At 56.2% G+C, this 14,447-nt stretch carries 10 protein-coding genes; 2 read left to right on the top strand and 8 right to left on the bottom strand.

Annotated elements, in window-relative coordinates:
- Positions 1-110: 110 nt before the first annotated feature.
- Genes hutU through hutI form a run of 4 tightly spaced genes read right to left on the bottom strand, consistent with a single transcriptional unit; the run spans position 111 to position 5,324 of the window.
- Positions 111-1,778 (bottom strand): urocanate hydratase, encoded by a 1,668-nt coding sequence (hutU, locus tag ABJH13_RS03945; RefSeq protein WP_348404919.1) that lies wholly within the window; start codon positions 1,776-1,778, stop codon positions 111-113.
- Complete coding sequence (gene hutG, locus ABJH13_RS03940; RefSeq protein ID WP_348404918.1) at positions 1,775-2,575, bottom strand: N-formylglutamate deformylase; 801 nt, start codon at positions 2,573-2,575, stop codon at positions 1,775-1,777. The genes hutU and hutG overlap by 4 nt, the downstream gene beginning before the upstream one ends.
- A complete protein-coding gene (gene hutH, locus ABJH13_RS03935) occupies positions 2,572-4,110 on the bottom strand; it encodes a histidine ammonia-lyase (protein WP_348404917.1) in 1,539 nt (512 codons plus the stop codon). Before hutH ends, hutG begins: the two co-directional genes overlap by 4 nt.
- Positions 4,107-5,324 carry an imidazolonepropionase gene (gene hutI / locus ABJH13_RS03930; protein WP_348404916.1) on the bottom strand — a complete coding sequence of 406 codons (1,218 nt, stop codon included), beginning with the start codon at positions 5,322-5,324 and terminating at the stop codon, positions 4,107-4,109. Before hutI ends, hutH begins: the two co-directional genes overlap by 4 nt.
- Positions 5,325-5,403: 79 nt before the next feature.
- On the opposite strand from hutI, the gene ABJH13_RS03925 reads away from it, so the two are divergent.
- Positions 5,404-6,762: a formimidoylglutamate deiminase gene (locus ABJH13_RS03925; protein WP_348404915.1), complete on the top strand. Its 1,359-nt coding sequence runs from the start codon at positions 5,404-5,406 to the stop codon at positions 6,760-6,762.
- On the opposite strand, the gene ABJH13_RS03920 is transcribed toward ABJH13_RS03925, so the two are convergent.
- The 3 genes from ABJH13_RS03920 to ABJH13_RS03910 all read right to left on the bottom strand — a co-directional run bounded on the left by ABJH13_RS03920 (position 6,759) and on the right by ABJH13_RS03910 (position 11,908).
- Positions 6,759-7,844, bottom strand: coding sequence for a glycosyltransferase family 2 protein (locus ABJH13_RS03920; protein ID WP_348404914.1), 1,086 nt, complete (start codon positions 7,842-7,844; stop codon positions 6,759-6,761). The two genes, ABJH13_RS03925 and ABJH13_RS03920, sit on opposite strands and share 4 nt — an antisense overlap.
- Positions 7,844-11,050 carry a glycosyltransferase family 2 protein gene (locus tag ABJH13_RS03915; protein ID WP_348404913.1) on the bottom strand — a complete coding sequence of 1,069 codons (3,207 nt, stop codon included), beginning with the start codon at positions 11,048-11,050 and terminating at the stop codon, positions 7,844-7,846. Before ABJH13_RS03915 ends, ABJH13_RS03920 begins: the two co-directional genes overlap by 1 nt.
- Positions 11,051-11,218: 168 nt before the next feature.
- Positions 11,219-11,908: a GntR family transcriptional regulator gene (locus tag ABJH13_RS03910; RefSeq protein ID WP_348404912.1), complete on the bottom strand. Its 690-nt coding sequence runs from the start codon at positions 11,906-11,908 to the stop codon at positions 11,219-11,221.
- 200 nt (positions 11,909-12,108) lie between these two features.
- Here ABJH13_RS03910 and ABJH13_RS03905 point away from each other — a divergent pair, with 200 nt between their 5' ends.
- Positions 12,109-13,221, top strand: a complete 1,113-nt coding sequence (locus ABJH13_RS03905; protein ID WP_348404911.1) for a hypothetical protein — start codon at positions 12,109-12,111, stop codon at positions 13,219-13,221.
- Between the two features lie 21 nt (positions 13,222-13,242).
- Here ABJH13_RS03905 and ABJH13_RS03900 read toward each other — a convergent pair whose 3' ends face one another.
- Entirely contained in the window at positions 13,243-14,157 is a 915-nt protein-coding gene (locus tag ABJH13_RS03900; RefSeq protein ID WP_348404910.1) for a LysR substrate-binding domain-containing protein, read from the bottom strand.
- Between the last annotated feature and the right edge of the window lie 290 nt (positions 14,158-14,447).

Below are 14,447 nucleotides of genomic sequence, written 5' to 3'. Positions count from 1 at the left end.
CGCAGGGTCCGCGACAGCGTGCGTGATAACCGCCTTGCCAGCACCTATATCGGGCATGAGACCGACAATCTAAACAATTTCGGACAATTCAAAAACCTCATGCGTCGATTTTACAAAATACCCGGAAGGTTAAGGTCGTTGTCGCGCGCGCAGCCCAAGGCTTCGTCATATCCTGCGTCGGCGTGGCGCATCACGCCGGTTGCCGGGTCGTTCCACAAGACACGCGCGATGCGGCGGTCTGCATCTTCGGACCCATCGCAGCAGATGACCATGCCAGAGTGCTGCGAAAAGCCCATCCCAACGCCGCCGCCGTGGTGCAGCGACACCCATGTGGCACCCGATGCGGTGTTGAGCAACGCGTTCAGCAGCGGCCAGTCCGACACCGCATCCGACCCGTCTTTCATCGCCTCAGTCTCGCGGTTCGGCGATGCCACCGACCCGGAATCCAGATGATCACGCCCGATGACAATCGGCGCGCTTAACTCGCCGTTCCGGACCATTTCATTGAAGGCCAGCCCCAGTTTATGGCGCACGCTTAGGCCGACCCAACAGATGCGCGCAGGCAGACCTTGGAACGCGATACGCTCACGTGCCATATCAAGCCAGTTGTGTAAGTGTTTGTCTTCGGACAGCATTTCTTTGACCTTGGCGTCCGTTTTGTAAATGTCTTCTGGGTCACCAGACAACGCCACCCAACGGAACGGGCCGATGCCGCGACAAAACAGCGGGCGAATATAGGCGGGCACAAAACCGGGGAAATCAAACGCATTTTCGAGCCCTTCGTCCAACGCGACCTGACGAATGTTATTGCCATAATCAAACGTCGGGATGCCGGCTTGGTGAAATTCGATCATCGCTTTGACGTGGGCTTTCATCGACGCGCGCGCTGCCGCCTCAACCGCCTTGGGGTCACTTTCGCGCTTGTCTTTCCAGTCTGCCATCGTCCAGCCCTGCGGCAAATACCCGTTGATCGGATCATGCGCGGACGTTTGGTCTGTCACCATGTCAGGGCGCAGACCACGCTTTGCGATTTCTGCAAACACATCGGCGGCATTCCCCATCAGGCCAACTGATTTTGCTTGGCCAGCCGCTGTCCATTTGTCGATCAAGGCCAACGCTTCATCCAACGTATCAACGCGTTCATCTACGTAGCGTGTGCGCAGACGGAAATCGATACTGTCAGGGTTGCATTCGACCGCCAGACAACACGCGCCTGCCATAACGGCCGCCAAAGGCTGCGCGCCGCCCATGCCGCCAAGGCCGCCCGTCAGAACCCATTTGCCCGTCAGATCCCCGCCATAATGCTGGCGGCCTGCTTCAACGAAGGTCTCATAGGTACCCTGCACGATGCCTTGGGATCCGATGTAAATCCATGACCCGGCGGTCATTTGCCCATACATCGCAAGGCCCTTTTTATCGAGCTCGTTAAAGTGATCCCAATTGGCCCAATGCGGCACAAGATTAGAGTTTGCGATCAACACGCGCGGGGCGTCTTTGTGGGTTTGGAACACACCAACCGGTTTGCCCGATTGCACCATCAACGTTTGGTCTTCGTCGAGGTCCCGCAGGGCCGCCACGATGAGATCAAAGTCTTTCCACGTGCGTGCCGCGCGCCCGATGCCACCATAAACCACCAATTCATGCGGGTTTTCGGCCACGTCGGGGTGCAGATTGTTCATCAACATGCGCATCGGCGCTTCGGTCAGCCAGCTTTTCGCGGTGATCTCGGTGCCCGTTGCGGGATATACATCGCGGCTATTTTTGCGCAGATCGCTCATGGTGTGCCTTTCAAAGTTGGGCCCAGTTCAGCCAGTTTTGTCAAAATAGATGTAAGATGCGGACGTAGCTGTGCGGCTTTGCCCCTGTCGTAGGTCCATGGGTCGGCCTGCGCGCTAAGGTATGTGCTTTGGGCCAGTTCCATTTGAATGGCGTGCTGGCCGGCCGCAGGGCGACCATAATGGCGCGTGGTCCAACCACCTTTAAACCGACCGTTCGTGACGGAGGTATACGTCGTGGCAGCGGCGCACATCTCTTGCACGGCGCGCGTGAGGTGCGGCGCGCATGTGGTGTCGCCATCGGTGCCAATGTTGAAATCGGGCAGCGTCCCTTTGAATAAAAACGGAATGTCCGAGCGGATCGAATGACAGTCATATAAAATGACAAAGCCATGCAGGCGTTTGACACGCGCAAGCTCCGCCTCAAGTGCGGCATGATAGGGCGCGTGAAATGCGATGCGGCGCGCGTCTATTGCGGCGGCATCTGGGGTTTTGGTCCACAGATCATTGCCGTCAAAATCTGTCAGTGGCACCAAACCTGTCGTGTTTTGACCGGGATAGAGAGACACACCGGACGGGTCGCGGTTTGCATCAATCACATAACGGTGGAATGTGGCACGTACGGTTGTGACCTCAGGCAATAGCCCATCATACAGTCGGTGAATGTGCCAATCCGTATCGTCCAGCCCGCGCCCACGGGCGTTCAAGTTTGCCAAAATCGCATCGGGGACATGTGTACCTGTGTGCGGCAAACCCAAAACAATTGGGCCTTTCCCATGTGTGACCTCAACAGGCGTCACAACGTGACCCCAGGCATGCCGGTGTCCGCGACGGCAATAATATCGCCGCTTGCGATCATCTTTGCGGCGCGGTCAAGGTCCGGCGCAAGATAGCGATCGTCTTGCATGGTTTCGACGTCTTGACGCACCCGGCTGACGACATTTTGCAACACTGGGCTGGTTTTCAACGGTGCGCGAAAATCTATCCCCTGAGCGCCACACAACAGTTCGACCCCCAAAATGCGGTTCAGGTTTTCAATCATTGGCCCGATGCGGCGTGCCCCATGGGCGGCCATGGACACGTGGTCTTCTTGGTTGGCCGAGGTCGGTGTGCTGTCGGTCACGCAAGGGTTGGCCAAATGTTTGTTTTCGCTCATCAATGCGGCGGTGGTGACTTCGGCGATCATATAGCCGCTGTTTAACCCCGGATTGGGGGTCAGGAACGGCGGCAAGTTAAAGCTCAGCACGGGATCAACGATCAGGGCAACGCGACGTTGCGCAATTGCACCTATTTCTGACACCGCCAAGGCGATCATATCAGCCGCAAAACCAACGGGTTCCGCGTGGAAGTTACCGCCGGACACAATCAGATCTGCTCCGACCAACACCAACGGATTATCCGTTGCGGCATTCGCCTCGATTTGCAGCGTGCGCCCCGCCATGCGTAACACATCAATCGAGGCACCAGTCACCTGTGGTTGGCACCGAATACAATACGGGTCCTGCACGCGGGCATCATCAACGATGTGGCTGTCGCGAATTTCTGACCCCATTAGCAAGGCGCGCATCGTTGTGCCCACATCGATTTGGCCGGGTTGGCCGCGCAGTGTGTGGATTTCGGCTTGTAACGGCGCGGTTGAACCCATGATCGCGTCCGTCGACAACGCTGACGTAACGAGCGACGAGTGCGCGGCGCGCCACGCGCCAAACAGCCCCACCAGCGCCAATGCGGTCGAAAACTGCGTGCCATTGATCAACGCGAGCCCTTCTTTGGGGCCAAGTTCAACCGGTGCCAAACCCGCAGCGGCCAGGGCCGCGGCACCCGGCATAGCCGCACCGCCAAATTCAGCCTCGCCGTGACCCATCATGACGGCCGCCATATGCGCCAGCGGTGCCAGATCACCGGACGCGCCAACAGACCCTTGCGCCGGGATGACCGGCGTCACCCCCTTGTCGAGCATATCTTCGATCAAATCGACGATTTTCAGCCGCACACCAGAGGCCCCGCGCCCCAAGCTCAGCAATTTCAACGCCATCATCAACCGCGCATGGCCGCGCGGGATGGCCGGACCAACACCACAGCAATGTGACAGTATCAGGTTGCGTTGCAGCGCCGCAGTGTCCTTGGCTGCGACCTTAACCGAGGCCAGTTTTCCAAAGCCGGTGTTCACACCATAAACAGGGCTCACCCCCGCCACCGCTTGGGCGATCCGGGCATGGGCGCGTTCGATATCGGGGCGGCACCCAGGATCAAGCCGCACCGACGCCCCACCCCAGTGGATTTGGGCAAGATCATCGAGGGTCACGGCACCGGGGGTCAGGACTAGGGTCGTCATGGTGTCCCTCCGAATATGCGCGAATGAAGCGGGTTAAAGCCGATCCGATAAGACAATTCGGCGGGGTGCGTGATGTCCCAAACGGCCATGTCAGCGCGCATGCCAGCGACAAGCACGCCCGCATCTGCCAACCCCAACGCACGGGCCGCGTTTTGCGTGACACCGCGCAGGGTTTCTTCGGGGGTTATGCCAAACAAGGTGCACCCCATGTTCAGTCCCAGTAACAGCGAATGCAGCGGCGACGAGCCAGGGTTATTGTCAGTCGCCAACGCCATTGGCACACCGTGTTTGCGCAGTAAATCGATAGGCGGCGCTTGTGTTTCGCGCAATGTGTAGAAGGCGCCCGGCAAAATAACGGCGGTGGTCCCCGCATTTTTCATCGCCATTACGCCGGTTTCATCAAGGTGTTCGATATGGTCTGCCGATAGTGCGCCATATTGCGCGGCCAACTTCGCCCCACCGATGTTAGACAATTGTTCGGCATGAAGTTTGACTGGCAGGTTCAATGCGCGCGCTGCATCAAATACGCGGGCAATCTGCGCGGGCTGAAACGCAATGCCCTCGCAAAACCCGTCAACCGCATCAACCAGCCCCTCGGCGTGAGCCGCCCGCAGCGTGGGGATGCAGACGTTATCGATGTAGTCATCATCACGGTCAGCATATTCGGCGGGTGTCGCATGCGCGCCAAGAAAGGCGGTTTTGACGCGAATAGGACGGTTTACCGCGATCGCGCGCGCGACGCGCAACATGCGCAGTTCGGTTTCTGTATCCAACCCGTAGCCGGATTTGATCTCGATGCAGGTCACGCCTTCGGCGATCAACACGTCCACACGGCGCAATGCATCCGACAACAGGCGCTCAGCGCTCGCGCTGCGCGTCGCCTTGACGGTAGAGACAATCCCACCCCCTGCCCGCGCGATGTTTTCATAGCTGGCGCCTTTTAGGCGCATCTCAAATTCCACCGCACGGTCACCGCCGTGGACAATATGCGTATGGCAATCAATTAAGCCGGGCGTCACCAACCGCCCCGCGAGGTCAACATGAGTGGCCGCATCGCAAGACGCCGGCGCATCGCATCGTGGCCCGACCCAACACACATAACCATCTTTTACCGCGATCGCAGCATCCTCGATCAGGCCATAAGGAACCGCCCCATCCGCCATGGTTGCTGCTGTTAGATTGGTGAAAAGTGTGTGTGTGCCCGCGCCGTTCATTGCAGTGTCCTTCAATGCTCTTTCTAAGTACGCGTATATCAGTTATATGTACATACATAAAAATATTGGAGCTGCTCAAATGATTTTTGCAAAACAAGCGCTCACCGCGACGGGCTGGGGCAAAAACATACGCATATCGGTGCGGGGCGGGCGCATTTTGACGGTCAGCCCTGATCAGACACCACAGGCAACAGACGTGCAGGTTGACGTGCTGCTACCCGCCCTTGCGAATTTGCATTCTCATAGTTTTCAGCGGGCCATGGCGGGCATGACGGAACACCGCAAGGCAGGCAAAGACAGTTTTTGGACGTGGCGCGATATGATGTACCGCTTCACCAAACATCTGACACCCGAGCACATAGAGGCGATTGCAGCGCTTGTGTTCATGGAGATGCAAGAGGCGGGCTATGCCAGTGTGGGCGAGTTCCATTACGTTCATCACCAACCAGACGGCACAGCCTATGATGATCTGGGTGAATTATCGGCCCGAATTGCCGCTGCGGCCGCCGATACCGGGATCGGGCTGACGCATTTGCCGGTACTATATACCTACGGTGGCGCCGGGCAAGCACCGCTGCAGGCGGGACAAGCACGGTTTGGCAACACCGTTGACCGTTTTAACGCGTTGTCGGCCCGCGCACGTGCCATTGTTGCGACGCTGCCCGATGATTGTCAGGTCGGCATCGCCCCGCATTCCCTGCGCGCCACCTGCCCGGACGATCTGGTTGCGGTCCTGCAGGCACACGACGCTGGTCCTGTTCATATCCACATCGCCGAACAACCTAAGGAGGTCGCGGATATTGCCGGGTGGCTCAGCGCGCGTCCTGTGGAATGGTTGCTGCAAAACGCCGATGTCTCGACCGATTGGTGCCTGATCCACGCAACTCATATGACATCGGGTGAGACGCAGAACATGGCAAAATCCGGCGCCGTGGCAGGCCTGTGCCCGATCACCGAAGCCAACCTTGGCGACGGCCCTTTCAACGGGCCGACTTACCTGTTGCACGGGGGGGCATTTGGCATAGGGTCAGATTCCAACGTATTGATTTCGCTTACAGAAGAACTGCGTACGTTGGAATATTCACAACGGCTGCGTGATATGGCGCGCAATGTCATGGTTGATGGTGAAGGCTCGATCGGCGAGACGCTATATTGTGGTGCGGCCCGTGGCGGTGCGCAGGCTTTAGGCCGGGGTGCGGGTGTCATCGCGGTTGGTGAATGGGCGGATCTTGTGGCAATTGACAGCGCCGACCCCGCGCTATGTGCCCTGCCCGCGCAGCAGTTGTTGGACGGGCTGTGCTTTGCTGCCCGCGACCGTGTTATCACAGATGTGTGGTCTGCCGGTCGTCACTGTGTGCAGGCCGGCAAACATGTCAAAAGTGATCAAATAACCGCCGCGTACCGATCTGCGATGTGCAGCCTTATGTCTGTGCTTTAGTCGTCCAGCGTTGGCACGGTTTCCAACATTTTGAGCAGCTCAAGCGGCACCGCACCCACGCCGTGGTTGAAAGCATCCGGGTCGATAACGTTGAGAAACCGCGACACAACCTTGGAGCGCGTCGATGTGATATCATCATACAACACCATCAAATCATCGCGGTTTTTCAACACCTTGATCTTGGCGCGGTGGTGTTTCACAGCGTCGTTATGCAAGGCTTCGACATTCGGCAGCTTGCGCAGCTCGGCCTGTTTGGCCTGCAAGGCGGGTAACTTTTCCAGCATCGAGGTGTTGCGTTCCATGTTGAAATTCATCCGTAACCAATAAGCACCGCCTTGGTCGCGGTTGACGTGGTTTACCCGACCACGGTCCTTTTTCACCAGATAACTTTCGGCGTTGCGCACCGAATAATGGTTGAGCGTGACCAAATCATACCCATACCCGCCCGTGCCAAACCGCCAGCCAGATTCGAGAAAGGATTCAGCCACTTGCACGCCCGACCCGTTGACCCATTTGCATCCAGCGGCGCCTTGCCAATTTTTGGGGCGGTGCACGCCAAATGACTTGAAACCCTTGGGGCGAAACAGGGTTTTGACCCCCCACGCCTGCACTGGTCTGGGGCACAGTTCGGGTGCACACCACAGGTGTTGCTCGGTGATGGGGCGGCTGGAATATGTATCGATCCCGGCACTGCCAAACAGGCGCCATTGCATCGATAAGGCATCAGGATGGCCGGCGGCTTTGGTCAACGCCTCCAACGTGCCGTCGCCCACATGAATGTTCACGAATTCATCAACGTCCGACCCCAAGACCCAATCGGCATCACGCACGAGGTCCAGATTTTGGGCATGTTTTAGCGCGCCGCGCTGCGGGGCGGGATTTTTCATTTTCAGATAGGGGTTGTCAAAACGCGTCACGATCCCGGCGTCAGATAGGGCGTCCAAAAGCGCAACCGTGCCGTCGTCGCAATCGTTGGTGTAGACCACGAAATGGTCAAACCCCACGGCCAGATGATGGGCCACCCATTCCAAAATGAACGGACCTTCGTTTTTCATGCAGGTGATGATAATATTTTTAGCCATTACGCGCTCATCGCGATCATCGCTTCGATCTTTTCTTTGGTCAGGCGAATGTTGGGGGCTTTGCGTTGTTCCAAGGTAAATTCGCAGGCTTTCAGGGCTAATTTCAGGTGCCCTTTGTCGCGTGCCAACTGGATGATGCCGTGTTGGAACCGCGGCAAATAATGGCGGTTGCGCAACAGGCGGTAGTATTGTGTGGCGTCGAATGTGCCGCGTGTCATGTCCGCCAACAGCGGTTTGAGATTGCCCATAATTGTCAGGGGGTGCGCCACCTTATGACCAAAGAAAGGGATCCTCAGATGGGTGATATTATCGCCCGACAGACGTTTAACATGGGCGCGGTCCATATCAAAATACGGGTCCGAGACCACGACAACCGTATTGCACGCCGCCGTCCCGTCACTGGCGTCGCCATAGCGGTTTTTCCAGTTCAGCTTTTTGGTCCACGGCCAGCGATTATCATTGGGCAGAATATCGCGATCAAGCGTTGTCTGCGGCTCTAACGCCAAAACATGCGCACCCGGACAGCTGCGCGCGTAGGTCAGCGCCCCGAAACCGCCCATTGATGCACCGTAAAACAGCACCTCGTCGAACTGTTTGAACCAACCACTTTCTTGCAACCTGTCGAAACTATCGTGCACGAAGTCATGGCGGAACCAGCCGCGATCCTTCGACAGGACCCCCAAAACCGCACACCCCAATTGCTGCGTGATCATCGCGTGCCCCCACGGCCAACGTTGTTCTTCCAGACGCGCAGTATGAACATTGTCAAAGGCCACAACCAATTTTTTTCCGCCCGGTTCAAAATACAGCGCGTTCTTTTCGCCCTCCCAAAAGAACCCTGACCCACCCGCAACCTTGGCGCGCATACTGTCAAACCTCGGCTCCGGTGCGGCGCATTGTGCCGACGCGGGTGGGTCTGGCGCCCATGCGTCGTACCCCGCAACTGCGATGGTTTCTGGCTGGATATCGGGCGCTTTGACGGGCAAGTTGCCCTGCGCGTCGACCCCAGCCCCGCGTGGGATATCGCCAGACAACATCAGCTCTAGCCGCATGATTTTGGCCGCTGAGGTGTCATCATGCATCGCATTGCGCTCTGGCTCGGGGATCATGATATTGCGGTTGTCGTCGTCCGTCGCCCTGGTTTCAGCCTCTGTCTTGGTCAGATAAATCGCGTCAGGCCACTGCACATCTGTCAGTTGACGAAACAGCGTGGCGTAACCTGCGTCTGCCTTAAGAGTTTCTATCTTCTTGCGGTGCCACGCGACTGCATCTTGATGCAGACGGCCCAATGTCGCATCATCCTTCAACGCCTTTATTTCACGTTGCAGGTCATCCTGCCGCGCCATCATCCGGTCGTCGATTTCTGACGTGTAATTGCGGCGCATCCAGTAAGAAATGCCCTGATCCTGATCGGTGTGGTTGATCCGGCCACGGTCACGTTTGACCAAATAGCTTTCGGCAGAGCGCAAGACATAGTGGTTCAGCGTTGCAAACCGATATCCTAACGACCGTTTGGTCGACCGCCAGCCGTTGTTGGTCAGCAACATTTCGGGCATGGCGCGGCCCGACCCGTTGACCCAACGCACCCTGCCCACGGCCTCTTCGTTTTCGATCTTGAGAGGGCGGTGAACCCCTATTTTTGTGTAGGGCGCGGTGCTATGCAGCATCGTTTTGAACCCCCAGCCAAGGCGGGGTTTGGGAATATATTCGGGCGCACAGGCCACGAATTGTTCGGTGATGGGGCGGTCTTGATAGGTGTCGATACCCTTGTTTCCAAAGAACTTCCACGTGAACGAGATGACATTGGGGTCGTTTGACGCGGCAAAGAGATCGGCAAAGGTGCCGTCGCCCACATGCACGTTGACGAATTCATCAACGTCGATGGTCAAGACCCAGTCGGCCTGCTGTATCACTGGCTGCTTTTGGGCATCGGCAAGGGCCACATGCTGGGGCTTTTTGTTCGATGTCGGGTCCCACGGATTATCAAGCCGCGTGACCAACCCCATCTCACCCAACCGGTCCAGAATGTCATTGGTGTTGTCGGTGCAATCGTTCGTATAAACAAGAAAATGCGACGCGCCGATCATCTTGTGATAAGCAATCCATTCAAGAATAAAGGGCGCCTCGTTTTTCATTGCCGTCAAAATGACAATGCGGTCGTGGGGTATCGGCGCGGCGGGGGGCGCCAGTTTGCTAAACAGCTTTTCAGTGCGCCCTTCAAGCCCATCAATCGCTGACTGATATGGCGCGGTTTGTTGGAGCCTATCTAGCTTTTTTGCACCTGTCTCTCGTGCCTTTGTGCGGGTCGGTGCCGGGCCCTTTACGGCTGTCTTTTCGCCACGGCCTTCGGCGATTTCTTTTTGCGTGGGGTGGCCGGGGGGCGGTTTGTCGGGGATCGGCGCAAGATGCGGGTCAATGTCGTGGCGCACCAAAGCGCGGCCCAAAAACCCATCCTCGGGGGTTATCCCGTTTTCGTTGGTCACGATACGGCGGCTCAGACGACGGTTCCAAAGGTGTACCCCGTAAACGCCATCAGTCATGATGTCTTCGACCATTTGGCCCGGGTCGATCAACTTGCGGCGATCCTTAAAAGAGACAGGGTAAAACGCCTCGACCGGCATCGCATGTTCAATTTCGCCCGTTTCTTTCAAAAAATGGGTCACGGCGGATGGGCCCCAAACCCCCCATTTCAACTCAGATACATGCGTCGGGTTACCCGCCTGCGCAGCGCGGCGCAGGTCGTCTTGTTCTGCGTCGCTCAACCACGGCGGGATGGGGTATTCGTCGCGGCAAAAGACGTTCAACCGCTCTAGCGTCCGCGAGAATTTCGGCAATCCGAACACTGCGTTACACACCACGCGGTTCTTCTTTTCCCAACCGAACACGAACTTGTTGGGGATGTCCCAAGGCTGGACGCATAGCATATCCGCATCGACCCAAATCACATCCTGCAGCTGGATCATCCGGTATCGAAAGGCATCTGCGTGCACAGCGGGTGATCCGCTTTCTTTGTGACGCATGAAGTTTGTGTTGGGAAAGATAAGGTTCGCATCCTGCACTTCGACCCCTTCAGGCGCGTTGGTAACGCCTTCGTAGGTATATAGAATTGTGCGGTGGCCATGGTCTGCGAACGATTTAAGGCAAACCTGCTCAAGATAAGAAAGATTGCCGCCAATCCAAAGGGATGCGATTTTTGGAAGGGTCATAAACACTCTCCTATGAGCACGGGTCGGGCTCTTGATGGCCAATAAACGGTTGGAGTAACGCCCATTCAAATGGGCTTTGTGCGGCGAGGGCCCGTTACGGTTTAATCTCGCACAATGCGCGCTTTTGAAGGCTGCCAAGGGCAACGCACCACCCGAGATAACACCCCCCTAAATGCGCGATGTCATCTTATAATCGCGTGCAAAATAGAGCTGCGCGTAGGTCACGCTCTTGTCCTCCAGCCACGTGGTGCGTTCGATCGAAAACAGCGCCGATCCGATGGGCGCCTTGAGGAACCGTGCAATGTCTTCCGGCGCATTCATAGCACTAAAAACCAGTTCACCGTTCGAGAACGGCACCTGTTGCAGCAACCACTCATTTGGGCCGACGGTCTCAAAATCGAAACCTTCAGCGGCCGGAACAACCGCAAGATTAATCCAGCGGTCTTCGTATTGATAAGGGTTGTTGCCGCTGTAATGCATGCATTTGATATGAAGCGCCGGGTCGTCTTTCGTGACGTTCATGCGCTCGCACAACCACGACGGTGCGGGCAGAATGCAGCGTTCGATCAAACTATAGGAATATTCGGCGCCCGATTGTTCAACCTCTTCGCGCACAATAGAGATCGAAAACTGCGCGCGGCGGATTGGCGATTGTTTGACCTTGGTGCCAGCCTTGCGTTTGCGCTCCAGAATACCGTCATCCACCAAATCGCGCATTGCTCTGTTCATGGTCGCACGCGCGCATCCAAATTCTTTGGCCAGTTCAATTTCGGTCGGAAGGTGAGAGCCGAGCGGCCAGGTGTTGCTGCGAATGCGGTTCAGAATTTCCACCTTCACATCACGATAGCTAATTCGCATTCGGAGACCTCAAAGTTCACGTTTCATTATGTCTATCTTTATCGCTGCTAATACCCAGCCTTGCAAGACTGAGGTGACCCATAAGGAAACCAAATATGCCGCATAACTTCTCGAATATCGCGCAGAAAATGCACCCTTGGTAACGTGCTTGTAACTGGTGCGTACCGGTGATTTCGATGGGTGCCCCAAGGAGTTCTGCAATGCTCGACGATGTTCAAAACCGGCTGGTCGCAGGGGTGCAGAACCTGTTGATCAACTGCGCGAACTGTCAGCCGGGGCAGCGTGTGCTGATTGTGTATGAAACCGAAAAAGATGGATACTATGACCCCGTCTTTGCCGGTGATGTTGTGAAAACAGCGATTGAATTGGGCTTTGATGTCGAGCTTTACGGGGTGCCGCTGAACAAAAACGTCACCGACCCAGACCCCGTGCTTTCTGCCAGAATAGAAGCCGCCGATTGCGCCGTTTTTCTGGCGCGGCTGGGTGATCAAATCCGGTTCCGCACCAAGACGTGCACCACGACCCAAGTCATAAGTTACGCGTTGAACCGCGACATGATGGTGTCGTCGTTTGGTGTGGCCAACTACCAAGCGTTTATTCGTTTAAAAGCGCTGGTTGATACAGCAATCGCCCAATCCACCGACATACACGTCACGTGCCCCGCCGGAACCGACTACCGCGGGACAGCCGCAGATTTTAACCCTTGCGGCGGGGATACCACGCTCAAACGCTTTCCCTTGTCGGTGTTCACACCCGTTCCCGCAAAAGGGTTTTCCGGCCGCGTCGCGCAGGTCGGGTTTCTGACCGGCACCGGGTCACATTTCTATACGCCCTGGGCCTGCGCCGTCAAAGACACGTTGTTTGTGAACATCGAAGGCGCGCAGATCGTTGGGTTTGAAGGATCCGACAATGACGTTGCCGTTGCCAAAGCACATTACGAATATGTGGGTGCGCTGTATGAAATTGAAACATACGGGGTACATTCGTGGCACGCGGGCATTCATCCGGGTCTGTGCTACGAACAAGAGGCCGCGCGGCATTTTGAACGCTGGAGCGGCGGAGCATTTGGCAACCCGCGCATTATGCATGTTCACACTTGCGGCGGATATCCCCCCGGTGAAATTTCACTCAACGTTCTTGATCCAACGGTGCGTTTGGATGGGGTCGCAGTGTGGGACCATGGGCGCTTGATGCCCCAACGCCTTGCGGGTGGGGCTGCGCTTTTTAATGAATTCCCTGAATTGGTTGACCTGTTTGAGCAACCTCAAACAGCAGTAGGTCAGGCGCCGTGCGGCCGGCTAGCCTACGCATAAATTACTGTAAGTTACACGATTTTACTCTGCGAGCTGGGTGTTGATAGGTTTGGCCTGCGCATGTAGCCACGTGCGGAATGTCTTGATGAATTTCGCGTTGGCGTTGCCATGCGTGCAGACAAACCAATACGAAAACTGGGACTCTGCAGTTTGGGGAAAGGGGCATACCAACTGCCCTGCATCAAGGGCATCAACCACCAAAGGGCACCGCCCCATGGCAACGCCAGAGCCATTGATCGCGGCCTGTATCACCATGTTTGCCTGTCCATAAATTTGCTTTCGCCGTGGTGCCGGCAGTTTAACGTCGACCTCTTTTGCCCAAAACTCCCAGTTCGACAGGTGTTCGGATGCGGGCTGCCCGTCTTGTAAGATGACGTGTTTGTTCAAATCCTGCGGTGCTTCGATGCTGGTGGCAAGCTGTGGTGAGCATACCGGATACATGCGCTCACCCATTATCTTTTCTGAATGTAGGTTGGGAAATCCGCCAGCGCTATAAGCGATTATCACGTCCGCATCGCTTGACGACGGATCAAGGGATTTGGGGTCCGTCGACAGGGATATCTGCACATCGGGGTGGCTGTCTGAAAAGTCGAGAAGCCGAGGTAAAAGCCAGACAAAAGCAAACCCCGGCGGCGCGGCAACAAGGATCCCGTCCTTTGCGGTTTTCTTGGCATCGCGTAGGCTGTCGCAAATCGTTTCGACCATGCCAAACCCCTCGCGCGTAGCATTGGCCAAGCGGGTGCCTTGTTCTGTTGGGATGACTTTTGGGTTCTTTCTGATCAAAAGCTGATGACCAAGCCATTCTTCAAGCTGTTTTATGTGTTGACTTACAGCGCTTTGCGAGATGTTGAGCTCATCCGCTGCCCGCCCAAAACCCCGCAGACGTACAACGGATTCCAATGTCCGCAATGCATTGAAGGGGAGTGTCTTTAACATGTGTTGTCACTTCTTATTTCAGAAAATCGTCGAATCGCACAAAGTGAAAGATGGTAACATCACTGGATGTACGGCCTGCGCCCATCAGACACTAGAACAATCCGCCCATGATCTTTATACTATTATGTCTATGCCTTTCGAGTGACCAGCTAGATCAAATTGGAAGCCATCTGGCGATGCGAATCCGCGCAAAACTGCGGCGATGCAGACAGCAAATGTACGCAGGCTTTCATCCTGAGACCCATAAGGTAAGCTAAAGCTGAGCATAAACAAAAGTGGATGGTGCCAAC

Origin of the sequence: Roseobacter sp., assembly GCF_039970775.1 — a bacterium.
Classification (GTDB): Bacteria; Pseudomonadota; Alphaproteobacteria; order Rhodobacterales; family Rhodobacteraceae; genus Roseobacter.
This window is presented reverse-complemented; position numbering and strand designations above follow the sequence as displayed.